18 protein-coding genes and 4 pseudogenes are annotated in these 22,517 nt (G+C 63.0%); 8 read left to right on the top strand and 14 right to left on the bottom strand.

Annotated elements, in window-relative coordinates; translation table 11 throughout:
- Positions 1-60: 60 nt before the first annotated feature.
- The 9 genes and pseudogenes from fliO to fliG form a co-directional block, all read right to left on the bottom strand.
- Positions 61-498: a flagellar biosynthetic protein FliO gene (gene fliO / locus LOKO_RS18090; protein ID WP_066452073.1), complete on the bottom strand. Its 438-nt coding sequence runs from the start codon at positions 496-498 to the stop codon at positions 61-63.
- Positions 495-1,070, bottom strand: a complete 576-nt coding sequence (gene fliN, locus LOKO_RS18085; protein ID WP_066452072.1) for a flagellar motor switch protein FliN — start codon at positions 1,068-1,070, stop codon at positions 495-497. The genes fliO and fliN overlap by 4 nt, the downstream gene beginning before the upstream one ends.
- Positions 1,063-2,109 (bottom strand): flagellar motor switch protein FliM, encoded by a 1,047-nt coding sequence (gene fliM / locus LOKO_RS18080; RefSeq protein WP_066452071.1) that lies wholly within the window; start codon positions 2,107-2,109, stop codon positions 1,063-1,065. Before fliM ends, fliN begins: the two co-directional genes overlap by 8 nt.
- Before the next feature lie 18 nt (positions 2,110-2,127).
- A complete protein-coding gene (gene fliL / locus LOKO_RS18075) occupies positions 2,128-2,601 on the bottom strand; it encodes a flagellar basal body-associated protein FliL (RefSeq protein WP_066452070.1) in 474 nt (157 codons plus the stop codon).
- Between the two features lie 114 nt (positions 2,602-2,715).
- Positions 2,716-3,996 carry a flagellar hook-length control protein FliK gene (locus LOKO_RS18070; protein WP_066452069.1) on the bottom strand — a complete coding sequence of 427 codons (1,281 nt, stop codon included), beginning with the start codon at positions 3,994-3,996 and terminating at the stop codon, positions 2,716-2,718.
- A 19-nt stretch (positions 3,997-4,015) separates the two neighbouring features.
- Complete coding sequence (fliJ, locus tag LOKO_RS18065) at positions 4,016-4,471, bottom strand: flagellar export protein FliJ (RefSeq protein ID WP_066452068.1); 456 nt, start codon at positions 4,469-4,471, stop codon at positions 4,016-4,018.
- Positions 4,468-5,868, bottom strand: a complete 1,401-nt coding sequence (gene fliI / locus LOKO_RS18060; RefSeq protein WP_066452067.1) for a flagellar protein export ATPase FliI — start codon at positions 5,866-5,868, stop codon at positions 4,468-4,470. The genes fliJ and fliI overlap by 4 nt, the downstream gene beginning before the upstream one ends.
- A 5-nt stretch (positions 5,869-5,873) precedes the next feature.
- The gene (locus LOKO_RS18055) at positions 5,874-6,620 is read right to left on the bottom strand and encodes a flagellar assembly protein FliH (RefSeq protein WP_066452066.1); all 747 of its coding nucleotides are present in this window, start codon (positions 6,618-6,620) and stop codon (positions 5,874-5,876) included.
- Positions 6,613-7,497 (bottom strand): annotated as a pseudogene (fliG, locus tag LOKO_RS18050) (flagellar motor switch protein FliG); the annotation flags it as partial. The pseudogene fliG and the gene LOKO_RS18055, both read right to left, overlap by 8 nt.
- Between fliG and mltG the strand changes: the two are divergent.
- The 3 genes and pseudogenes from mltG to LOKO_RS19050 all read left to right on the top strand — a co-directional run.
- A pseudogene (gene mltG, locus LOKO_RS18045) lies at positions 7,487-8,071 on the top strand (endolytic transglycosylase MltG); the annotation flags it as partial. The pseudogenes fliG and mltG overlap by 11 nt on opposite strands.
- A gap of 29 nt (positions 8,072-8,100) precedes the next feature.
- Entirely contained in the window at positions 8,101-8,754 is a 654-nt protein-coding gene (tmk, locus tag LOKO_RS18040) for a dTMP kinase (protein WP_066452065.1), read from the top strand.
- Positions 8,745-9,743: pseudogene (locus tag LOKO_RS19050) on the top strand (DNA polymerase III subunit delta'); the annotation flags it as partial. The gene tmk and the pseudogene LOKO_RS19050, both read left to right, overlap by 10 nt.
- Here the strand turns inward: LOKO_RS19050 and LOKO_RS18030 are convergent.
- From LOKO_RS18030 to fliF (LOKO_RS18020), 3 genes and pseudogenes are all read right to left on the bottom strand, one after another.
- A pseudogene (locus LOKO_RS18030) lies at positions 9,737-10,171 on the bottom strand (AAA family ATPase); the annotation flags it as partial. The pseudogenes LOKO_RS19050 and LOKO_RS18030 sit on opposite strands and share 7 nt — an antisense overlap.
- Positions 10,168-11,367, bottom strand: a complete 1,200-nt coding sequence (fliF, locus tag LOKO_RS18025) for a flagellar basal-body MS-ring/collar protein FliF (protein WP_417935406.1) — start codon at positions 11,365-11,367, stop codon at positions 10,168-10,170. The pseudogene LOKO_RS18030 and the gene fliF (LOKO_RS18025), both read right to left, overlap by 4 nt.
- Entirely contained in the window at positions 11,364-12,140 is a 777-nt protein-coding gene (gene fliF, locus LOKO_RS18020; RefSeq protein WP_470303301.1) for a flagellar basal-body MS-ring/collar protein FliF, read from the bottom strand. Before fliF (LOKO_RS18020) ends, fliF (LOKO_RS18025) begins: the two co-directional genes overlap by 4 nt.
- A gap of 352 nt (positions 12,141-12,492) precedes the next feature.
- Between fliF (LOKO_RS18020) and fliE the strand changes: the two genes are divergently transcribed.
- Positions 12,493-12,822 carry a flagellar hook-basal body complex protein FliE gene (gene fliE / locus LOKO_RS18015; RefSeq protein ID WP_066452062.1) on the top strand — a complete coding sequence of 110 codons (330 nt, stop codon included), beginning with the start codon at positions 12,493-12,495 and terminating at the stop codon, positions 12,820-12,822.
- A 21-nt stretch (positions 12,823-12,843) separates the two neighbouring features.
- Here fliE and LOKO_RS18010 read toward each other — a convergent pair whose 3' ends face one another.
- Positions 12,844-13,212 carry a flagellar protein FlaG gene (locus LOKO_RS18010; RefSeq protein WP_066452061.1) on the bottom strand — a complete coding sequence of 123 codons (369 nt, stop codon included), beginning with the start codon at positions 13,210-13,212 and terminating at the stop codon, positions 12,844-12,846.
- Between the two features lie 203 nt (positions 13,213-13,415).
- Complete coding sequence (locus LOKO_RS18005) at positions 13,416-15,413, bottom strand: methyl-accepting chemotaxis protein (protein ID WP_235588902.1); 1,998 nt, start codon at positions 15,411-15,413, stop codon at positions 13,416-13,418.
- A gap of 396 nt (positions 15,414-15,809) precedes the next feature.
- Between LOKO_RS18005 and LOKO_RS18000 the strand changes: the two genes are divergently transcribed.
- From LOKO_RS18000 to LOKO_RS17985, 4 genes are all read left to right on the top strand, one after another.
- Positions 15,810-18,332, top strand: a complete 2,523-nt coding sequence (locus tag LOKO_RS18000) for an EAL domain-containing protein (protein ID WP_066452060.1) — start codon at positions 15,810-15,812, stop codon at positions 18,330-18,332.
- Between the two features lie 174 nt (positions 18,333-18,506).
- The gene (locus tag LOKO_RS17995; RefSeq protein ID WP_235588901.1) at positions 18,507-19,535 is read left to right on the top strand and encodes an OmpA family protein; all 1,029 of its coding nucleotides are present in this window, start codon (positions 18,507-18,509) and stop codon (positions 19,533-19,535) included.
- Positions 19,536-19,740: 205 nt separating this feature from the next.
- A complete protein-coding gene (locus tag LOKO_RS17990) occupies positions 19,741-21,042 on the top strand; it encodes a sensor domain-containing diguanylate cyclase (protein WP_083517664.1) in 1,302 nt (433 codons plus the stop codon).
- A 62-nt stretch (positions 21,043-21,104) separates the two neighbouring features.
- Positions 21,105-22,439 (top strand): putative bifunctional diguanylate cyclase/phosphodiesterase, encoded by a 1,335-nt coding sequence (locus tag LOKO_RS17985; RefSeq protein WP_066452058.1) that lies wholly within the window; start codon positions 21,105-21,107, stop codon positions 22,437-22,439.
- The last annotated feature ends 78 nt before the right edge of the window (positions 22,440-22,517 follow it).

Genomic DNA, 22,517 nt, shown 5'->3' with positions numbered 1-22,517 from the left:
GCAGGGCAAGCAGGGCCTTGTGCCGGTTGATAGGCCGGTAATTGGGCAGCGCTGGGTGAATCATGACGTTCCCCGACCGGGGCCTCCCAGTCCGGCGTTGTGCTTGAGGGCACGGGCAAAGCGGGTGGCAAAACGCTCCCCCTGCAGCTCGGCGATTTCAGGCTCGCTGGGCCGCTCGGGTGCCGCCAGTTCATGCAGCTTGTTGATCTGGCCACCGCCCACGCCGAGGATGAGCCAGGTGCCTTCCACCTCCACGATCACCAGTCGCTCGCGGCTTCCCAAGACGGTACTGCCGACGATCTGCAAATGCCCTCCGGCGGCACGACGCTGTGGCCCCCAGCGCTTCAGCAGCGCCGTGCAGACCAGGATGATGGCGATGACCAGTCCCAGGGCGGCAGCGGTCTTGCCCAGCGTCGCCATGCCTACCAGGGCATCGCCGCCGACAGCCAGAGACTCCAGCCCTGTTGCCTGAGCCTCGGAGGAGGGGGTGTCTTTCATCGGTTGAGCTTCTGGACCCTTTCGGAGGGTGTAATGATCTCGGTGATACGGATGCCGTACTTGTCATCCACCACGACCACTTCACCCTGGGCGATCAGGTAGCCGTTGATCAGTATGTCCATGGGCTCACCGGCCAGGCCGTCCAGCTCAATCACAGAACCCTGGGCGAGTTCCAGCAGTTGCTTGATGGTCAGCTTGGTGCGGCCCAGCTCCACGGTCAGCTTGACCGGGATATCCATGATCATTTCCAGGTCGCGAGCCGTACCGGCTTCGCTGCCCTTGTCCAGGGGACGGAAAATGCGGTCGCCGGCCGCCTGGGCAACCGGTGCAGAGGCAGCCTGGGCAGCGCTTGCTGCTTGCTGTTCGCTGGACTCGCTGGCTTCCTGCTCGGCCAGCGCCTCGGCCCAGGGGTCGTCATCGTCAGCTGGGCCGCTGGCTGCTTCCTGCTCAGCCATGGCTTCCGCCCAGGGGTCGTCTTCGGCCGGGGTTTCCGCCGCTTCCTGTTCGGCCATGGCTTCCGCCCAGGGGTCGTCGTCGGGAATATTCTGATCGGGTTTCTTGGGATCAGTCATGCTTGGATTCCTTGGCTTGAGGCGCAGCGCCCTTCTTGAAGGCATCAGGTGAAACTGAGTTCTGCGCACCATGATCGATGATGCGAATGACACGCAGCGCGCGCTGCTCGTGCTGGCTGCCGTAGTCGCACTCCATGACCGGAACGCCATCCACGCTGGCGAAAACGGTTTCCGGAAGCTCCAACGTCAGTACGTCCCCGACCTTCAGCGCCATTACATGAGCAATGCGGCTGGGAACATCGGCAAAATTGGCGATGAGCTCCACCTCAGAGTGGCGGATCTGGCCGGCCATGCGCTTCGACCAGGTACCGTCCTGGTCGTGATGGCTGTCGTTGAGCGGGTTGGCCAGCAGGTCCCGCACTGGCTCGACCATTGTATAGGGAATGCAGATCTGGAAATTGCTGGAGAGATTGCCGACTTCGATATTGAAGTTGGTATTTACCACGATCTCGTTTGGCGAGTTGGTGATATTGGCGAACTTGGACTGCATCTCCGAGCGAAGATACTGGATCTCCAGCGGATAGACGGACTTCCACGACTCCTCGTAGGCTTCGATGGCCAGTCGTAGAAGCCGCTGAATGATGCGCTGTTCGGTGTTGGTGAACTCCCTTCCCTCGGACTTGGTCAGGAAGCGTCCGTCGCCGCCGAACAGGTTGTCCACCACCATGAAAACCAGGTTGGGGGGGAATACGATCAGCGCCGAACCGCGCAGCGGCTTCATGGCGATGATATTGATATTGGTCGGCACCGGCACGTTGCGCGAGAAATCGCTGTAGCTCTGGTAGCGTACCGAATCCACTGTAATGTCCGCACTACGGCGCAGCAGGTTGAACAGCCCCATGCGGAAATGCCGCGCGAAGCGTTCGTTGATGATATCCAGGGCCTGCAGGCGCTCGCGTATGACGCGATGCTGGGACGCGGGATCATAGGGACGGATGCGAGACGCCTCACTGCTGCCTGCAGCAGGTTCGTCGTCTCCGCTGACCCCCTTTAGCAGGGCGTCGATCTCATCCTGTGACAGCAGATCGTCTTGGGACATGGTGGCAGGGGCACCCGGTTATTGCACGATGAACTCGGTGAACAGCACGTCCCGTATATCCAGGGGTGGCTGCGGCTGGGTCAGCGGTTCGGAGAGAACGGCGATGACTTCGTCGCCGAGGCGACGCTTGCCCTCCGGTGAAGTGAGCTCGCTTGCCTGCTTGCCGGAAAACAGCATCAAGAGGCGGCTGCGCACCTGGGGCATGTGTTCATGGAGAAGCGCACGTGTCTCCTCGTTGCCTACCTTCAACGACAGCCCGGCATACAGTAGTCGGGAACCGAAGTCGTCGTCGGCGAGGTTCACGGTGAAGGGGTCGATCTTGAGAAAGATCGGCGCCTGACGCTCGAGCTGCTGTCCCTGCATGTTGCCGGAGCCATCACTGCGATCGTTCATGACCAGATAGATTGCTACCCCGGCTGCCGCCGTGGACATCAGTACCAGCAGTATCATCAGCCACAGCAGCTTGGATGAGCCACCCGTCGATTTCGCCATTGCCTTGCCTATCGTGAAATGTTTGTCCAGCCGGAAAAGGGCAGTATGCGGAAATCGCGCGGGTCGTGATGAAAGGAACAGACCGCGCGAACGGCCCTATCTTGGCAATTTGTCTCAGGCGTAGAGATTCACCCGGCCATCCAGGCTGACGCCCGTTACATTCTCTGCCAGGCCGATATCGGTCGCGGAAGGCAGATGGGCGTCTGTCTCATCGGCCCCGCTGCCCCGCTGGTTCTCTTGGCTGGCAAAGGCCTGGCCCTCTTGCTGACGCTGCTCGCCGACCGAGGTCTCTCCCAGGGAAATACCCTGTTCGGCCAGAGCTTCGCGCAGCTGCGGAATGGCCTGCTCGAGTACCTGGCGTACCTGTGCATGGGCGGAGAGGAACTGCGCCTGTGCTCCCTGCTCGGTCATCTTCAGGGTGATGGAGAGCGGACCCAGCTCGGCCGGGTTGAGCTTCATCTCGATCTGCTGCTCGCCCCCGAGGCGGGCAAACTGCACCAGCTGCTGGCCAAGCTGGCCGGTCCAGGCCTGGCCTTGCACCGGCGCGGGCAGGCTGGCCTGGGCAGGTGTTGCCGGGGTTGGCATGGCCTGGGTTGCAGTGCCGGCGGGCTGTTGGGCTGTCTGCAGGCTTGGCGCTGTCGGTTCGATAACCGCCGGGCGGAGCGTATCCGTGCTCATGCCACGCAGGTCTCCTGCGGTCAGCTGAGGTACGGCAGCCGTCTCGGCAGTTCGGACAAATTCAGCGGTCCGCATGGGTCTCTCGGCCGTGCTTGAATCGATCTGGGCGAGGAAGCCCGGGCGCGGCGTGCTTTCAGCCACATCTCGACTTGCTTGCTGTGGTGTCGAGAGAGCCTGGGCGCCATTCAGCGATACCTTCGCAGTTGCAGGGGCGTCACCGAGGGGGCGAGCGGGGGGGGCGGCCTGACGTAGCGCATCGGCTGCTGCGAGAGCAGCAACGGCGTGGTCGGCAGACGAATCAGGCTCTGCTACGGCAGCCTGCTCGGCTATTGCTTGCATGTTGATTGTTTGCGGGTCAGTGGCATCGACAAGCGGACGAGTCCCGGCGGGCTGATTTCCCTCGATCAGCGTCAGGCGCTCCATGATGTCGGAGAGTGACAGCGTGTCGGGCAGGGGCACCGCTTCCATGTCCGCAACAAGATCCGGATCATGGACGCTCAGGGCCTGTAGCAGCACCTGCTGTGCCGCCATGGAGGGCCTGGCGCCTTCTTGCTGCTGGGCAGACAGCTGGGCGGGGAGCGCTGCCTTGGCATCCGGCTGCGATCGACCGGCACCGGCCAGGGCCAGGGCGAAGTGGCCACCGGCTGCTTCGGCACCCGGCTGGGCCTTGCTCATGGGCTTGCCCGGAAGGGCGGACAGCATCATCTGAATATCCATTGCGATCTCCTGGCTCGGATCACGAATCGCGCTCGGGGCGCTGGCGAAGCAGCCTTCCGGCGGCCATTTCGTCACTGTTGCGTTGCTCGCGCCGCGCTTCGTGCTTCTGCAGTTCGGCGTTGCGGCGGGAGGAAAGAGTGTCGTAGGCCGACAGGCGCTTCTGCTCCTGTTGCCACTGTTGCTGGCTCTGCTGAACGCGCTGCTGCTGCGAGTCCAGTGCGTCCCTGGCGCGCTGGAGGGCAGCATCCAGGGAGGCGAGGAACTGCTGGTAGTTATGCATGCTGGCAGGATCGATGCCGTCTCGCATGGCCGCCTGAAGCCGCTCTGCGTATTCCAGCCGATATTGGCTGAGGGCGTCGAGCTGGGCAGCAACCTGACGTTCGCTCATGCGCTCACCGGCCAGCAGTTGGCCGGCCTGGTCGCGGGCATCCCGGGCGAGATCGCCCAGCATGGCAAGCTGTGATGATGCACTCATTGCCTGACTCCTAGGGTCTCAGTAAGAACCTGTCGAGAGGCCTCGATCGAGGCATTTTCATGAATGCTCTGCTGGAGGAACTGCTCCAGCAGCGGATAGCGCTGGACTGCCTCGTCGAGCTGGGGGTCGTGGCCCGGGCTGTAGGCCCCCACGCTGATCAGGTCCCGGTTGCGCTGGTAGCGAGAGAACAGCCGCTTGAAGGCCTGGGTCATGGCCAACTGCTCGTCGTCGATGATGTGTGTCATGACGCGACTGATAGAGGCTTCGATATCGATGGCGGGGTAGTGCCCCGCTTCAGCCAGCGTCCGGGACAGTACGATATGACCATCGAGAATGGCACGGGCCGAATCGGCAATCGGATCCTGCTGATCGTCGCCTTCCGTCAGCACCGTGTAGAAAGCGGTAATCGAGCCCCGGCCGCGTTCTGCATTGCCGGCGCGTTCCACCAGGCTGGGGATCTTGGCGAAGACCGAGGGCGGATAGCCCTTGGTTGCGGGTGGCTCGCCAATGGCCAGTGCGATCTCGCGCTGGGCCATGGCGAAGCGGGTCAGCGAATCCATGATCAGCAGCACGTTCTTGCCCTGGTCGCGGAAGCCTTCGGCCAGGCGCGTGGCATAAGCGGCACCCTGCAGGCGCTGCAGCGGCGAGGTGTCGGCCGGAGCCGCTACCACCACGGCGCGGCGGCGGCCCTCTTCGCCGAGGATATTGTCGATGAAGTCCTGAACTTCGCGTCCCCGTTCACCGATCAACCCCACAACGATGACATCGGCACCGGTATAGCGGGCCATCATGCCCAGCAGTACCGACTTGCCTACGCCCGATCCGGCGAACAGCCCCATGCGTTGGCCACGGCCCACGCTGAGCAGCGCGTTGATGGCGCGAATGCCGACGTCGATCTGCTCGTTGATCGGGGCACGGGCAAGCGGGTTGAGCGGCGGGGTAGAGAGCGGTGCCCGGGGAGCGTTGTCCAGCGGGCCGAAGCCGTCGAGTGGCTCGCCGTTGCCATCCACCACCCGGCCCAGCAGGGATTCACCGAGCGGAAAGCGGCGCGCCGTGTGGTCGGGCCCATCGCCCAGTGGGTAGACGCGGGCACCCGGCATCAGGCCGGTAATCTCCGTGAGCGGCATCAGGAACAGTCGTTCGCCGGCGAACCCGACCACTTCGGCCTCCGCAAAGCGCGGTGATTCACTGCTACCCGGTGAAACCAGCTCGATGCGACAGGCGTTGCCCAGGGCGACCCGCAGACCAATGGCTTCGATTACCATGCCCGTGGCCCGCAGTACGCGCCCGCTGGCACGAAAGCCCGGCACAGTCTCCACGCGCTCGCGGACATGCTGCAGCGTCTGCTGCCAGCGTGCCTGGTGCGGATTGCGTGGTTGTGCCAGGGTCTCGGGCATGTCGCTCACTCCTGTTCGTCTTCCGCTGCGGGTGTGGCAGGGCGCCGGCGACGCACCTGGGCCTTGACCGCCTGCCACCGGCTCTCCCAGGTGGCGTCGAGCTCGCCGCTGGCGCTGGTGACGCGACAGCCGCCGCGGCTGAGCTGATCGTCGGGCTGAAGTTTCCAGCCGGCGGCCCCCAGCTCCTGGCCGAGATGCTGTTCCACCAGCTTGTGGTCCAGGGGATGCAGCCATAGGCGCTGCTGTCCCGTCAGGGGCGGGTCGGTGTGCAGCAGTGCCCTGACCAGTTCCAGCACCTGTCGTGGGCGGGCCTTCAAGGCTTCGCCGGCCAGTTGGCGCCCGGTGGCCAGTGCCAGCTCGACCATGTCGTTGGCCACTTCCTCGTCGAGCACGGCCAAGGCTTCGGAAAACTGCTCCGCCAGCGGCTTGAGCGGCGCCAGGACCTCACGGGTGAGCAGCTTCAGCTCGCGCTCGGCTTCACGGCGACCCTCCTCCAGGCCCTGGGCATGCCCTTGGGCACGTCCCTCATCGAAGCCGGCCTTGAACCCCTCGTCTCTGGCCTCCCGCAGGGTCTTCTCGCGTAGGGCCTTGAGCTCGGCCTGACGGCGAAAACGCTCCTGGCGCGCGTGGTCCTCTGCCGGCTTCGCGGCTCGCTCTGCCTCGCTGCGGCGTTTCTCATCCTGGAGTTCCCCCATCTGCCAGCGGCGCCAGGACGCCGACTGCTCGGGGGGCGAGGGGGAGCGATCAGACATAGGTGTCGTCCCCGCCGCTCAGCACGATATCTCCGGAGTCGGCAAGGCGGCGAACCACCTGCAGGATCGACTTCTGTTCGGCCTCCACCTGGGAGACACGAATCGGCCCACGCGCCTCCATGTCCTCGCGCATCAGATCGGCGGCGCGGCGGGACATGTTGCGCAGGAATTTCTCCATAAGGCCTTCCGGTGCCCCCTTGAGCGCCACCACCAGCGAGTTGGTGTCGATCTCCTTGAGCACCATCTGGATGCTGCGGTCGTCCAGGTCCATGAGATTCTCGAACAGGAACATCTCGTCGATGATCTTCTGGGCCAGGTCTTCGCTGTGCGCCCGTACGGTCTCGATGGCGGTCTCCTCCTGATTGGAGTTCATCAGGTTGAGGATCTCGGCCGCGGTTCTTACGCCGCCCATCTTGCTGCGCTTGAGATTCTGGCCGTCGAGCATGCCCGACAGTACTTCGGTGAGCTCCTGCAGGGCGGCCGGCTGCACGCCGCTGAAGGTGGCGATACGCAGCACCACGTCGTTGCGCAGCTTGTCGTCGAACAGTTCGAGCACATCGGCGGCTTGATGACGCTCCAGATGCACCAGGATGGTAGCGATGATCTGCGGGTGTTCGTCGCGGATCAGCTCCGCCACCATGGGGGCTTCCATCAGGTTGAGCGAGTCGATACCGCTGCTGCTGCCCGATGACTCGAGGACGTCCTCGATCAGGCTGGTGGCACGTTCGCTGCCCAGGGCCTTGGTCAATACCGAGCGAATATGCTCGCTGGAGTTGAGGTTCAGCGCGATGAACTCTTCGGTCTCGTCGTTGAAGTCCTGCATGACCTTCTGCATGTCTTCATGGGAGACCTGGCCCAAATCGGCCATCTCCGACGAGGAGGTGATGGCCCTGCTCGACCGCGAAGGCCGCTTTCCCGAAGGCTGGTTTTTTCCCGATACCTATCGTTACCACAAGGGCATGAGTGACGTGGATATCCTGCGCCAGGCGATGGTGCGCATGGAGCGGGTTCTTGATGAGGTGTGGGAAGGGCGTAGCGACGACTTGACCATCGAAACGCCCTATGAGGCATTGATCATGGCTTCGCTGATCGAACGTGAAACCGGTGCGCCGGAAGAGCGGCGCGAGATTGCCGGCGTCTTCAAGCGGCGCATGGAGACCGGGATGCGCCTGCAGACCGACCCGACGGTGATCTACGGGATGGGAGAGCGCTACGAGGGACGCATCACCCGGGCCGACCTGCGCGAGGCCACTCCCTACAACACCTATGTCATCGATGGTATGCCGCCCACCCCAATCGCCATGCCGGGCCGTGCCTCGCTGGAGGCGGCGGTGGACCCGCTGCCCGGCGATACGTTCTACTTCGTCTCCCGTGGCGATGGAACACACCACTTCTCGCGCACCCTGCGCGAACACAATAATGCCGTGAACCGCTACATTCGCAACCGTTGATCGGCAGCCACCGGCGCACAGGAGACTCGATGCAGCAGCGTGGACGTTTCATCACCCTCGAGGGCGGTGAAGGAGTCGGCAAGTCGACCAACCTCGCCTGGGTGGCCCAGTGGCTGACGGCACGGGGCGTCGAGGTGGTCCGTACCCGCGAGCCGGGCGGCACCCCGCGTGCCGAGGCCATACGTGAACTGCTTCTGGACCCTTCCGGCGACGAACCCCTCGATGTGGATGCCGAACTGCTGCTGGTCTTCGCCGCTCGCGCCCAGCACCTGGCGCAGCAGATTCGCCCGGCGCTCGAGCGGGGTGCCTGGGTCCTGTGCGACCGTTTCACCGATGCCACCTTTGCCTATCAAGGCGGTGGGCGCGGCATCCCTGCTTTGCGCATTGCCGAACTCGAGCGGTTCGTCCAGCGCGATCTTCAGCCCGACCTGACGCTGCTGCTCGACATGCCGGTGGCCTCGGCTCAGCGACGCCTGCAGGGGCGTCTGAGCGCCAACGGCGAGGCGCGGGATCGCTTCGAGCAGGAGCGCAGCGATTTTTTCGAAGCGGTGCGTAGCGCCTATCTGGAACGCGCCTCCAGCGCACCGGAACGCATGGCGGTCGTCGATGCCGATGCGCCCCTGGAGGTAGTACAGGCTCGCCTCGCCGCCTGCCTGGATGCCCGGGTGACGCCATGGCTATAGAGCTCGGGACGGAGCAGGGTGAAGGGATTGCCCAGCCGCTGCCCTGGCAGAGCGAGCGGTGGCGGCGGTTCCTGTCGCAGTATCAGAGCGGGCGCCTGCCTCATGCGCTGCTGCTGTCCGGCCCCCGTGGGGTCGGCAAGCAGCAGTTTGCCGAGGCGCTGATCGCCCGCCTGCTCTGCGTCACGCCGGGAGAGGCCGCCTGTGGCCATTGCCACGGCTGTCATATGCTGGCCGCGGGCTATCATCCTGACCTGCTGCGCGTCTCGCCGGAGGAGGGCAAGCGACAGATCCGCATCGACCCCATTCGCGAGGTCAACGCCTTCGTCGCCCAGACGGCCCAGCAGGGCGGCCATCGCGTCATCGTGCTCAGCCCGGCCGAGGCGATGAATGTGGCGGCCTCCAATGCCCTGCTCAAGAGTCTGGAGGAACCGGGGCAGCGGACCCAGTTCATTCTGCTCGCCGACGTACCCTCGCGGCTGCTCGCCACTATCCGCTCTCGCTGTCAGCACTGGAGCCTGCCGGTGCCCGAGGCGGAACAGAGCCAGGCATGGCTGGCCGAACAGCTGGGCGGCACGGAGGAGGCCGCCTTCTGGTGGCAGGTTTCCGGTGGGCTGCCGCTGCTGGCCTTCGAGCTGGCGGCACCCTCCGCACGAGCTCTGCGGCAGCAGTTACATGAAACCTTCGATGCGCTGGTGCGTGGTGCCGAGCCGGTGGCCGAGGCCGCACGCCTGGATCGGCAATCCACCGAGTCCATCCTGTGGTACGGTATTGCCTGGCTCGAGGATCTGATTCGTTTGGGGCTTTCCGGAGATGCGGCCCGGATCCGCAATCCCGACCTGCTGCCGCTCTACCGGCAAGCGGTCAAGAACGCCCGGGTTCGCGACTGGTTCCGGCTACTGGACTATGCTCGAGAACAGCGACGCCTGCTGGCTGTGGGCGGCAATCCTAACCCTCAGCTGGTTCTCGAGGCCTGGCTGGTACGCTGGTCGACCTCGTCGAGCAGCAGCACCGCCTGCTTGTCGCGGGCGCGCTGGAATAGCTCGGCGATCTTCTCTTCGGTGCCGCCCACGTACTTGTCCATCAGGCTGCTGGCGTGGGCGGTNCCCGATGACTCGAGGACGTCCTCGATCAGGCTGGTGGCACGTTCGCTGCCCAGGGCCTTGGTCAATACCGAGCGAATATGCTCGCTGGAGTTGAGGTTCAGCGCGATGAACTCTTCGGTCTCGTCGTTGAAGTCCTGCATGACCTTCTGCATGTCTTCATGGGAGACCTGGCCCAAATCGGCCATCTCCATGCTCAGCTGCTGGATCTCCTTGGGCCCCAGGAACTTAAACACTTCAGCGGCGCTGTCCTCGTCCAGAGCCAGCATAAGGATGGCGCTGCGGCGTACGCCGGTCATGGCTCTTGCAGTACTCATTCTTTATTCATCCAGCTGCGAACGATCATGGCGATCATGCGTGGATCCTCCTGGGCCAGTTCACGCAGATCGGCCAGGTGGTCTTCATAGGCCGAGGACTTGCGCTTGCGCTTCGGCTTCTTGTAAGTCCGTGTCGACTCCAGATCGTCTTCCAGTTCGCCGTCGATGCCTTCCGGGGTCTCATCGTCAACCCTGACACGCAGGCCGGTGCCCGGCGCCGAGGCCAGCATGGGCTGCTGCGTATGACGCTTGATCAGCGGACGCAGGATCAGTAGGTAGGCGAGCAGGGCGCCCAGTGCCACCAGCAGGTAGCGGCCGATGGTCAGTGCCAGGTTGTGGACCTCGGGGGACTGCCACCACTCCAGCAGTTCGTCGTCGTCGACGGCGCGGCTGAAGGGGCTGTTGACCACTTCGATTTCGTCGCCACGGGCCTGGGAGAAGCCCATGGCCTGACGCACCAGCCGCTCGATCTGGGCAACTTCCACATCGCTCAGCGGTACGCGCTGCAAGTCACCGTCTTCATCGCGTTGTTCGCGATAGTCCACCACCACCGCGGCGGACAGGCGTTGCACCTGCCCCTGGCGGTGCTGGACATGCTCGATGTTGCGGTCGACCTCATAGTTGATCACGCCGTCCTGGCGCAGATTGCTCAGTGCCAGCAGCTCCTGCTCGGCTTCCTCGATGAGTTCGCCATCCTCATCGACCGGCAGGTTGATCGGGGAGGGCGCGATACCGGGAGGCGTATTGCTCAGGGCCCCGGGGATGCCCATGGCCAGGTCGTCGCCACCGCTGTAGGAAACGCTGGACTGGCGGCTGCGCACCGCGGCTTCGTTGGGTGGCTGGTTGGGGCCGAATCGTTCGTTGGTCTCTTCGCGGCGCGAGAAGTCGATCTGGGCTGCCACCTGGGCCCGCACGTTCTGCTGGCCCAGAATCGGTGCCAGGATATTTTCGATGCGCTGCTGGAAGGAGCGTTCGACCTCGGCGATATAATCGAGCTGCGTGGCATCCAGGCCGCGGCGGTTGGCCCCGGGCATGGAAAGCAGGCGACCGCCTTGGTCGACCACCGTGACGTCTTCGGCGGCCAGTTCGGGCACGCTGCTGGATACCATGTGGATGATGGCATTGACGTCGGGAATGAAGCCCATCGACAGCATGCGGTCCGCCTCGTCGAGCACCAGCACCTCGACCTGAGTCAGGTCGACGTCGCGCTTCTCGTGGAAGTCCAGCAGCCGGCCGGGGGTCGCNGCGCTTCGAAGTTGTGGTAGTCGTCCTCGATTTCCGGCCCCACGGCGACGTCATAGCCGATGCGAGTGAACAGACCTTCAATTCGCTCCAGGGTGAGCGTCACGGGATGCAGGCCTCCGCTTGGCTGGCCACGACCGGGCAGCGTCACGTCGATGCGCTCGGCGGCCAGTTCGGGCACGCTGCTGGATACCATGTGGATGATGGCATTGACCTGGCCATCACCGATAACCCGGCCCGATTCAAGGGTCACGATAACCGACGCCTTGGCCGGCTCCTGGTCCCGTACGAATACCGAGGAGCGTGCCATGGCAAGATGGACACGGGCCCGGGATACCGGGCCAAGCGACTCGATGGAGCGTGACAGTTCGCCTTCCAGGCCGCGCTGGAAGTTGACCTGCTCGGCAAACTGGCTGACCCCGAAGGCCTGGCTGTCCATCAGCTCGAAGCCGACATTGCCGCCCCGGGGCAGGCCTTGCTCGGCGAGCTGCAGTCGCAGGCCATGCACCTCATCGCCGGGCACCAGCAGGGCCGTGCCGCCTTCGCTGAAGCGATAGGCCACGCCGCGGCTTTCGAGCTCATTGATGATGCGGCCGCCATCCGCTTCGGTGAGGTTGCTGTAGAGCACCCGGTAGTCGGGTTCTCTCGCCCACATCAGCAGTACCACCACGATAGCGATCGAGGCGGCACCGCCGATCAGGATCGCGATCAGCGGGTTGCCACGCATCTGATCCTGAACGCGCTGCAGCAGCGCGCCGGCCGGCTGGTCAGGCGCGGTCTCCTGGCGACCCGGCGTCGCGGCGCCATTGCTCATGCGCACCTCCATGGAGATGCGTCGTTCGCCGCTTGAAACGTATTCCTAAAAGATGGCATTGAGTGCATCCGTCCACCGCATTCTGGCTACCCTTGCGGGCGCAACTGTGATGAACGCTATTATGCGAACCCTGGTCGAGTCCAAAGGCGGGAAAAGCCCGTGTTTTTCATGCCATTTGCCGGTATGGCGTCGTGACCATAGCTGTTAGCCTTGGCTACATTCGTTACGTGACACTTCCGAACCAACAGAACGGGGGCCGCAAGCCATGAGTTCACCTGCCATACAGTCCGCGCTGGCCCAGATGCAGACCCTGGCGACACAGGCCGGCGGACAGGCTGCCAAGGGGCAGCAGGTCTCGACCATGGTGGGGCAGGGCGGCTTTGCCGGCGAGCTGCAAGCCTCCATCCAGCGCATCAACCGCTTGCAGCAAGCCTCCAGCGCCAAGGCGATGGCGTTCCAGGCCGGCGATCCCAACGTGGAGCTGAACGACGTCATGGTCGACATGCAGAAGGCCAGCGTGGCCTTCCAGATGGGGCTGCAGGTAAGGAACCGCCTGGTTTCCGCCTACCGCGACGTCATGAACATGCAGGTCTAGCAGCCAGTTTTCGGACAGAGCCTAGGCTTCCAGGCGAATCAGGCGCCCCTGCAGCTCATCCAGCCTTTCGGCAATGGCCAGCACTTCCTCGCTGGGGATCTGGCGCAACACGTCGCCGGTCTCCCGGTCCACGATCCGCGTCACCACCCGTGACGGCATCTCGTTGAGTTCGAATTCCACGCCATGCTGGCGAAGTACTTCATTGATACGCTGAATCGGCTCGACCAGATCCGCCTGGGCGGGTGAGTTGCCGTGGCTCTCGGCCTGGCTGAGCATGGTGCCCGCGGCCGGCAAGGATGCCAGAACGCTCTCCTTGCGCTGTCGCGGTGTCAGGTCGTGCAACGCCGAAGCGCTCAAGCTGTTGGTGGCATCGGTAAGAGGTGAAGACATGGCCTGTTTTCCTTGTATGCGCCCTTGGCAAGCATTCAACCATCCATCGCCCGGTTTCCCGGTCCAGCTACGACAGATCGTAATGCCGCCCCCCGAAGCCGGCTGACGAGCCGGCTTCTCCCAATAGTGCTATGCACCTCTTCTATCGGCAGGGTCGAACAAAAACTTTAGTAACAATGTTACCGGCCGTTTCCATGCATGTGTCACGCCGCAGAGTAGGCGAGCTTTCGCTGCGTCTCTGTGCCGGTTGGCTGGACCTCGCTTTCCCAGACATTGCTGCCCTGCAGCGCTTCATCGACCTTGAAGCGGGCGATCAGGCGCGTCATGTCGTTCGCCTGCTCATCCAGTGATTGGCTTGCCGCAGCGACCTGCTCCACCAGCGTGGCGTTGTGCTGTGTCATCTCCTCGAGCTGGCCGATTGCCTGGTTGATCTGCTCGATGCCCGCCGACTGTTCGCTTGCCGCCGTCGACATCTCGATGATCAGATTGGCCACTTGTTCTATCCCCTGGGAAATCGTCTCCAGGGTTTCACTGGTGGCATTGACCAGTTTCTCACCCTCGTTGATGCGGGCGACATTGATACCGACCACTTTGCGTATCTGCTCGGCTTCCTCGGCGCTGCGGCTGGCCAGCTTGCGCACCTCCGAGGCGACCACGGCAAAGCCGCGGCCATGCTCTCCGGCCCTGGCCGCCTCCACCGATGCATTCAGCGCCAGAAGGTTGGTCTGGAAGGCGATGCTGTCAATGGCCTCGACGATGCGGGTGACCTCACGGTTGGCCTCATGAATCTGCTGCATGGCGCCGCGGGCACTGTTGGCCACGCTGCTGCCCTTGCCGGCCTGGTTTGCCGCTTCACGGGAGAGCGCCTCGGCCTGCCGGGCATTGTCGGCGGTCTGACGCACGCTGGCCGTCATCTGCTCCATGCTGGAAGCGGTCTCGACCAGGGAGGAAGACTGCTCCTCGGTACGCTGAGCGAGGTCACGGTTCCCCTCGTTTATCTGTCCGCTGGCCACGCCAACCGACATGGCGCCTTGCTTGATATTCGAGACCAGCAGCTCGGAATCGGCGTTGGATTCATTGAAGGCGCGATAGAGCTGCGCCAGTTCGTCTTTGCCTGGGGCATCCAGCCGCAGGGTGAGATCTCCGCTGCTGCGCTGGATCGCTGCCAGCGTCGCACGCAGTGGCAGCACGATGCTGCGCACGATCACGGCGGCAAGCAGCAGTGCCAGGATACTGGCAACCGCCGCCACGACGAGGTAGCTGGTCAGGTCACCTCTTGCTTCACTCCTGAGCCGTGAGGCCGTGGCCATTACGTCTTCCGCCACGGCATCCTCTACCTGCTTGAGCAGGTCTATCCTGTCGGTCTGCCAGTCGAACCACTGCTGTGCATCGATGCCGTAGCCACCGGCCGTGCCTCGTTCGATGGCGACGTTGCGCAGTGACGTCAACCGCTCGGCTGCCGGGCTCTCGCCCACCGCCTGGAACCGCTGATGCATTTCAGGGGTGGAAAGAGTGGTAAAGGCCTCCTCGAAGGCATCCTGTCTGCCCAGCAGTTTGAGCAATTGCTGATAGCTTGCCGGTGTCATGCTGTCAGAGCCGAAGGCACCGGTGAGCATGGCACGCTCAATGCCGGCCAGTTCCTTGGTCTGCAGCAGGTTGTAATAGGCCGCCATGCGGCTGGCCACGCTGCCTTCTCCCTTGGCCAGGGCCATGCGTCCAATGATAGTGATCAGGGCGCCATTGATTTCCGTGTAATGGGCGACTGCCTCACCGCTGGTCAATGTTTGTTCATCGACTCGCTGACGCAAGGATGAGGTCTGCTGAAGCCGTGAAAGGGTCGTCTCGATGCGCTCGGCAAGTGTCGGGTCCAGTGCGACCAGGTCGACGTTGGCGAGATATCGCTGGAAGGTATCCTGCTGGAGGTCCGTTTCACGGCGTTGATCGGGCAGCGCATCCCGAAAATTCTCACCCTCGCTGGCCAGGAACCCAGCAGTCATTCCCCGTTCCCGCTGCAGCTCATGTATCAGGTTGCCTGCCCGTTGGGACAAGCGAGTCATCTCCTCCAGGGCTGCCATGTCGGCCGTTACCTGCTGGCGATCCAGAACGCCGGATGCGGCAAACCAGGCCATGGCCAGCAGCGGAAGGGAGAGTGCGAGAAAGAATTTCCAGCCCATGTCGATGCGGTGAAGCAGTCGGTTCATCGTAGGCCTTCCTTTGGGAGTGAGAGATGTTTCGTGGGCAGGTCGGGGTCGCGTCATGCTCACGTTGCGCTCAGGTATCGGCATGCGGAGTAGTGGCTTTAGCGGATCGGAAGGGGATCGAAGGGGTTGTTGATATGGGTCATGAAATTGCCGACTAGCCAAGATTTAACCCGCGACATGGCGATGGGGTAGCGACCAGGTGTTGTCCCGTTGACACTCAGTTAATCATTGCGACTAGTTATGTAATACGGGATCATTGAACATAGTGTTAAGAATAATCAGGATTTATCTTGGTTCTGAATCGTTTTTCGGCAGTTCGGGGTATGTCAAGCGTGGTCCCGGAAGAAAAGTACGGGAAGAAGAGTCCCGTAGGAATCGTCCCGTCAGTGAGGCGTCATGAATCACGAGCTACCCATTGAACGCATCATGCAGACCGGTCTGCTGACCTGTGAATCCGATACGCCGCTTTGCATCGCAGCCCGGCGCATGGCCGACCGTCAATGCAGTTCAATCGTGGTGACCCGTGAGGGCAAGGCGCAGGGGATCTGGACCGAGCATGATGCGCTGGCAGTTAACTTCGCCGACCCGCAAGCGGGGCAAACCCGTATCGGTGAGGTGATGAGTCAACCGGTGGCGTGCCTGCACCTGGATACGCCGATCAGCGAGGCCGCACTACGTTTCAGTGCCGAAGGGCGGCGACATTTCGTCGTGGTCGATGGCGCCGGCCTGCCGAAGGGAATCCTCTCCCAGACCGACATGGCCATGAATCAGGGCATCGAGCCCTACCTGCGCCTGCGGGAGGTTCGGGCCGCCATGCGGCAGCGTGCGCTGGTACTCCAGGGTACTCAGCTGTTGGCCGAGGCGGCCCGGTCGATGCGCCTCTCCAGCTGCGATGCCGTGGTAGTGAAGTGCAGCGAACAAGAGCTGGGCATTCTCACCGAGCGCGATATGGTGCGCTTTGTTGCCCACTACCCCGGTAACACCCCGATTGCAGAGCTGGCTAGCCGTCCCCTGCTTTCCGTAGTTCATGACGAACCCCTGATCACTGCCCGGGACAGGCTCCTGGAACAACGGGTGCGCCACTTGGCGGTGCTGGACGAAGAGGGCAATGTGATCGGCCTGATTGGTTTCCGCGACATGCTGGCCGGAGCCGAACAGCACTACATGCAGGACCTGCGCGACGCCTTGGAAGAGCGCGACCGGGCCCTTGCCCGATCCCATGAAAACCTGCAGCTGGCCGAACGGGTCATCGAATCCTCGCTGGAAGGGATTATCGTTACCGACCCGAGCAATCGCATCGAGTTCGTCAACCCGGCATTTTCCCACATGACCGGCTACGCGGCGGAAGAGGTCATCGGCAAGACCCCCGAGATACTCTCCTCCGGGCGTCACGATGCCGCCTTCTACCGGCAGATGTGGGAGGCGCTGAAGACTAACGGCTACTGGCGGGGCGAGATCTGGAACCGTCGCAAAAGCGGCGAGCTCTATCTCGAGCTGCTGACCATCACCGCCATCACTGGCGAAAATGGTGAAGTGACGCACTATGCGGCACTGTTCAATGACATCACGCACATTCGTGAAAATGAAGAGCGGATTCGCAAGCTTGCCTACTACGATCCTTTGACCGCGCTTCCCAACCGACGCCTGCTGGAGGACCGGCTACAGCTGGCCATTCGGCATGCCCACCGTAACAAGAGTCGGCTGGCGGTTGTCTTCGTCGACCTGGACCATTTCAAGCAGATCAACGATGCCATGGGGCATGCCGTGGGGGATGAACTGCTGGTGATGGTCGCCGACCGACTTCAGAGCCGGCTGCGCGAGGACGATACCCTGGCGCGCCTGGGGGGGGACGAGTTCCTGATCCTGCTGCCGGACCTGGAAGAAGTCGAGGAGGTGACCCGGGTGGCCCGGCGGCTGGTCGATGCGGTGGGCGAGCCCTGTATCATCAATGGTCATGAGTTCAGCATTGGCTGCAGTCTTGGTATCAGCCTGTACCCGGATGATGCCACCAATGCCGAAGCCCTGATCCACGATGCCGACGTGGCCATGTATCGGGCAAAGCAGGAAGGGCGTAATGCCTATCGGCTCTATCGTACCGAAATGAACATCCAGGATGACCGTCAGCGGGCGCTGGAAGCCGCACTGCGAGACGCCGTCGAAAGTGGCGAGGGCCTCGAGGTCCACTTCCAGCCGCTCTTCGAACGGGAAAGCGGTGCCTTGCACAGTGCCGAAGCCTTGATGTGCTGGCATCACCCGGTGCTGGGGAGCATCCCCCCGGGGGAGGTCATACCGCTGGCCGAACGTGCCGGCCTTATCGTGGCCTTGGGCGATCGCATGATGCGGATGGTCTTCGCACAGCTGAGTGAATGGTGTCGGGCCTCTGCCGAGCCGGTGCCGGTGAGCATCAACCTGTCACCACGTCAATTCTGGCAGCAGGACCTGACAAGCAAGATTGCCGCCATGCTGGCGGATCATGACCTGCCGACCGGCCTGGTGGGCTTCGAGCTCTCGGAAAGCACGCTGCTCGACAAGCCGCTGCAGGCGGCGGCCGTTTTACAGCAGCTGCGGGACCTGGGTGGCGAGATCACCATCGATGATTTTGGCACCGGCTACGCTTCGCTGAGCTACCTGGAGGAGCTGCCGGTCACCACATTGAAGATCGACCGCCGCTTCATCCAGCGCCTCGATGGCGAACAGCGTGGCAGTGCGGCAATCGTCGCCGCCGTCTGTGGCCTGGCCAGGGAGCTGGGGCTGCGGGTGGTCGCCGTTGGGGTGGAAACCGAGGCACAGCAGGATGCGCTGCTGCGCCACAACATGGACCTGATCCAGGGGTTTCTCACCGGAAGGCCCGTTTCCGCGGCTCGTTTTGCCAGCCGTTACCTGGTATCCCGCCAGGGCGAGGTCACCGAGGAGGCCTGAGCCTGCCAAGCTGTCGGCAAGTAGCGCCACAAGCTGGCGCTTTTCCCCGTTTCATCTCAGCGTCCCTGCGGTTAGGCTAGGCAGCCTGCTCATGGCGACCCGGCTGTCCAGATGACCCGATTGAACTCCATCGCTGGTAGCGATCATCGTGGCCCCATGCGGCATGGATCGCTGATGGCGACGCATGCCGACTCCGATCAGGACAGTACCTGGATGATCGGCTACCTGGACATCATGACGCTGCTGGTGGCCCTGATGGTGCTGCTGTTTACCATCACCTATGCCACTAATCGTGACACGGATACGACTGGCGCCGACGATACCCCGGAATCCATGGCCATACCTCTGCCCGGTGAACTGCGCTGGGCGATGGCGAATCACGCGCCAATTCCCTACCCCAGTGGCCAGCTTAGCCCCCTCGCGGTTTCCGCCGCACTAGGTGTCGCCGGTTTGCCGCGTCGAGTGGCACCGCCCCCACCAAGCGCTGCACCACCCTTGTTGGCGCTGTTGGCGGGGGAAGCTGAACGAGAGGTGCGTCCGGCTTTCGTCGCACCGCCCACGCCGCTGGCACTGCTCGCTCAGCGGGTGGAGCGAGTGCCCCCGGCAGTCGCCGTTGCTGAGCAACCGCTGCCTCAGCCCCTGCTCTCCGACGACGACGACGAGCTGCCGGCTGGCCCGGCGGATTTCATGCTGGTACTCACCGACCGTCCACCGTCGCGGGTGCGCGAAGTGGCGCCAGAGGCCATCGCCGGCTCGCTGGCGCTGCAGCGGGCGCTCGAAGCCCGTGTCGAAACCGCTCCCTACCTGCCGGATCTCGAAGGCGTGGCGGTGTCCAGAGTCGCCGAAGGCATCAAGCTGCGCGTAGAGGATCAGTGGCTCTTCCCCACCGCCGAGGCTGAACTGACCGAGGATGGCCAGGCGCTGGTACAGCGGCTGGTCGAAGTCATCCAGCGCCATGACGGCGAAGTGGCGGTGGAAGGGCATACCGACAGCCGCTCCATCCAGACTCCTGAATTTCCCTCCAACTGGGTGCTATCCAGCGCCCGTGCCATCGCCATCGTGCATGCCCTGGAGCAGGCCGGCGTGGAAACCCAGCGCCTGCGCGCGGTGGGCCTGGCCGATACCCGTCCGCTGGCGCCCAACGACAGTGCCGAGGGGCGAGCCCAGAACCGGCGCGTTGAAGTGATCATCCACTCACGCTAGCTCTTGTACAATTATTGGCAATTTCTGGCCAAAAATGCGCCCAAAACTTGATTTCTATCAAGTAAACTTAAAATTCCTTCTTCAGAAGTTATACATTCCTGGTGACTGGCCTTATCATCGACCTTGATAGGCACCCATCGCCACGTCTGATCCAGCACACGAACCAGGCCAGCCCAGAGCCAACACCCGGATGAGGACCCCTTGCATGACGCAGCAACACGAGTTTCCGGAAGGCGACGCCTCACCGGATGCCTGGGATCATATCGATGCAAGTGGCTCGCCGGGTACGCTGGTCCAATCGCTCAAGCATTTCTATACCGCCGTGGAACATAGCCCCATGGCCACTGCCATCACCGATCCCAGCGGGCGTCTGCTCTATGTGAACCTTCGCTTTGTCGATATCACCGGCTACAGCCGTGATGAGCTCATCGGCAAGACGTGTTCGCTCATCAAGTCCGGCAAGACCTCACCCGAGACCTACCGAGAGCTATGGCAGACGCTGAAAGCGGGCAATATCTGGCGAGGTGAGATGCTCAACCGTCGCAAGTGCGGCGAGGAGTACTGGGAATATGAGGTCATTACGCCGATCAAGGACGAGCACGACAAGGTCATCAGCTTCATTACCGTCAAGGAGGATATTTCCGAACGCAAGCGCCAGGAAGAGGAGCTGCGCCTGCTGGCGACTGCCTTCGAAACGGGACAGGCCACGCTGATCGCCAACGCCGAGATGCGCATAGAGCGAGTCAATCAGGCTTTCGTCAATATTACCGGCTATACCGCCGATGAAGTGGTTGGCCACACGCCGCGCATGTTCAAGTCCGGGCGCCACGACGCCAGCTTTTATGCCGGGCTCTGGCAGTCGCTGACGGTCAAGGGGCATTGGCAGGGGGAGATCTGGAATCGTAACAAGCGGGGCGAGATCTATCCGGTGTGGCAATCGATCACTGCGGTAAAGGGTGAGAGTGGCGAAGTGCGCCACTACGTGTCGGTTTTTCACAATATCGCCGAGCGCAAGCAGGTGGAGCAGGCGCTGGTTCATGAAGCCAGCCGCGATCACCTGACCGGCGCCGCCAATCGACGCGCCTTTGACCGCTCCCTGATTACTGCTGTCAGACTGGCCGAGAAGGAGGGCGGCGAGTTCGCCATGATGCTGTTCGATATCGACCACTTCAAGGCAGTCAATGATACCCATGGTCATGATGTCGGGGATGCCGTGCTTTTTGCATTGACCGATTGCGTCCAGCGAAGGCTACGCAAGACCGACCTGCTGGCACGCTGGGGCGGCGAAGAGTTCACGCTGCTGCTGTCGGGAACACCGCTCAATGGTGCCCTGCAGCTAGCGGAGCGGCTGCGCAGCGACGTGGCCAGCGCCGAGTTGCCCGGCGGCGCCATCACCATCAGTATCGGCTTGACCCTCTACCAACCAGGCGATACGGCCCGTGATCTGCTGATGCGGGCCGACAGGGCGCTATACCGTGCCAAGCAGGGTGGCCGCAACCGGGTGTAACTCATCACAGGCGAGAGATCAACTGCCCTGGTTGCCGTGGCAAATGACGGGGCGGAGGTCTGATGTACGCGTTTGACGGCACTCAGCTATCGATGTTGATGAACGAGGCGCTCGCCAGGGCGATCAAGGACCAGGGGAGCCTGACGGTCTGCGTGCTGGATGTGGACCATTTCAAGTTGATCAACAACCGCCTGGGCCATCAAGGCGCCGACCGGCTGATCGACGCCTTGGCGCTACGTCTCGCGCAATATGTCGGTGGTGACAGCGTTGTTGTCCGTGCCGGTGGCGACGAATTCGTGCTGCTGACTCATGACGCAGCCGACGATGCCGCCCTGCAGATGATGCTGTCGGTGATCAGCGAACCCTTCTCGCTGGAAGGGGAGCGGGTATCGATCACCGCGAGCCTGGGGGTGTCCCGCTATCCCGATGACCATGCCGAGGCCGATGGCCTGCTGCGCCATGCCAGGCAGGCGATGTATCGGGCCAAGCAGAATGGCCGCAACACGGTGAGTCGATTCGACCCGGGGCAGGACCGCCTGGTTCAGCAGCGCCAGGTGAAGCGTCGTCGGTTTGCGCGGGCGATAGAGAATGGTGAACTGATCCTGCATTACCAACCCCAGATCGACATGGCCACCGCCGAGGTGATTGGTTTCGAAGCGCTGGTACGCTGGAAGCACCCCAAGGAGGGCTTGAAGGCACCCGATAGCTTCCTGCCATTGACCGAGGGAACCCAACTGGAGACCTCGCTGGGCGAATGGGTGCTCCGGCAGGCGCTGACGCAGTTGGGTTGCTGGCAGCAACAGGGTCTCGTGCTGCCGGTAAGCGTCAATATCAGCCCCTCGCACTTGTTGAACCCGGACTTCGTGCCACGGCTGGAAGGCCTGCTGGCGGCCAACCCCTGGATTACCACCGACCGCCTCAAGCTCGAAGTGGTGGAAACGGCCGCCATGCACGACATCAAGGCGGCGTTGGATACCATCGATCGCTGTCAGGCCATGGGCATCGAGGTGGCCATCGACGACTTTGGCACCGGCTTCTCTTCCCTTACGTACCTGCGCCAGCTGCCGGTGGATATGATCAAGATCGACAAGAGCTTCGTCCGCGACATGCTCACCGACCCCAGCGACCTGGCCATTGTCGAGAGTGTGATCTACATGGCTCGCCGCTTCGACCGCGCGCTGCTGGCCGAAGGCGTGGAAACCCTGGAGCATGCCGACGCACTGCTGGGACGAGGATGCCGGCTGGCCCAAGGCTATGGCATTGCCCGCCCAATGGCGCCGGAAGCGGTGGTCGAATGGCTTCAGCGGTGGCGTGAACGAACCGACTGGCAGGGGCTGGCACGCCAGTCGCGGTTTATGGGTGAAAGGGAGGCACCTTCCGGCGCTTGCAGCAGGTAAGAGGGGCCTCGGATCACGGCGTTGCTTGCAATCACCTGCAAGGAGGCAGCATTAACGCATTGCGTCATATAACGCGGT

The sequence above is a fragment of the Halomonas chromatireducens genome (genome assembly GCF_001545155.1).
Taxonomy (GTDB): domain Bacteria; phylum Pseudomonadota; class Gammaproteobacteria; order Pseudomonadales; family Halomonadaceae; genus Halomonas; species Halomonas chromatireducens.
This window is presented reverse-complemented; position numbering and strand designations above follow the sequence as displayed.

What these genes read in the sequence shown, in the direction of transcription:
- LOKO_RS17985 (WP_066452058.1), top strand. Translation starts at nt 21,105, where the DNA reads ATGTACGCGTTTGACGGCACTCAGCTATCGATGTTGATGAACGAGGCG.
- fliI (WP_066452067.1), bottom strand. Translation starts at nt 5,868, where the DNA reads ATGCCCGAGACCCTGGCACAACCACGCAATCCGCACCAGGCACGCTGG.
- fliN (WP_066452072.1), bottom strand. Translation starts at nt 1,070, where the DNA reads ATGACTGATCCCAAGAAACCCGATCAGAATATTCCCGACGACGACCCC.
- fliE (WP_066452062.1), top strand. Translation starts at nt 12,493, where the DNA reads ATGAGTTCACCTGCCATACAGTCCGCGCTGGCCCAGATGCAGACCCTG.
- LOKO_RS18070 (WP_066452069.1), bottom strand. Translation starts at nt 3,996, where the DNA reads ATGGATATTCAGATGATGCTGTCCGCCCTTCCGGGCAAGCCCATGAGC.
- LOKO_RS18055 (WP_066452066.1), bottom strand. Translation starts at nt 6,620, where the DNA reads ATGTCTGATCGCTCCCCCTCGCCCCCCGAGCAGTCGGCGTCCTGGCGC.
- LOKO_RS18005 (WP_235588902.1), bottom strand. Translation starts at nt 15,413, where the DNA reads ATGAACCGACTGCTTCACCGCATCGACATGGGCTGGAAATTCTTTCTC.
- fliL (WP_066452070.1), bottom strand. Translation starts at nt 2,601, where the DNA reads ATGGCGAAATCGACGGGTGGCTCATCCAAGCTGCTGTGGCTGATGATA.
- LOKO_RS18010 (WP_066452061.1), bottom strand. Translation starts at nt 13,212, where the DNA reads ATGTCTTCACCTCTTACCGATGCCACCAACAGCTTGAGCGCTTCGGCG.
- LOKO_RS17990 (WP_083517664.1), top strand. Translation starts at nt 19,741, where the DNA reads ATGACGCAGCAACACGAGTTTCCGGAAGGCGACGCCTCACCGGATGCC.
- tmk (WP_066452065.1), top strand. Translation starts at nt 8,101, where the DNA reads ATGCAGCAGCGTGGACGTTTCATCACCCTCGAGGGCGGTGAAGGAGTC.
- fliM (WP_066452071.1), bottom strand. Translation starts at nt 2,109, where the DNA reads ATGTCCCAAGACGATCTGCTGTCACAGGATGAGATCGACGCCCTGCTA.
- LOKO_RS17995 (WP_235588901.1), top strand. Translation starts at nt 18,507, where the DNA reads ATGGCGACGCATGCCGACTCCGATCAGGACAGTACCTGGATGATCGGC.
- fliJ (WP_066452068.1), bottom strand. Translation starts at nt 4,471, where the DNA reads ATGAGTGCATCATCACAGCTTGCCATGCTGGGCGATCTCGCCCGGGAT.
- LOKO_RS18000 (WP_066452060.1), top strand. Translation starts at nt 15,810, where the DNA reads ATGAATCACGAGCTACCCATTGAACGCATCATGCAGACCGGTCTGCTG.
- fliO (WP_066452073.1), bottom strand. Translation starts at nt 498, where the DNA reads ATGAAAGACACCCCCTCCTCCGAGGCTCAGGCAACAGGGCTGGAGTCT.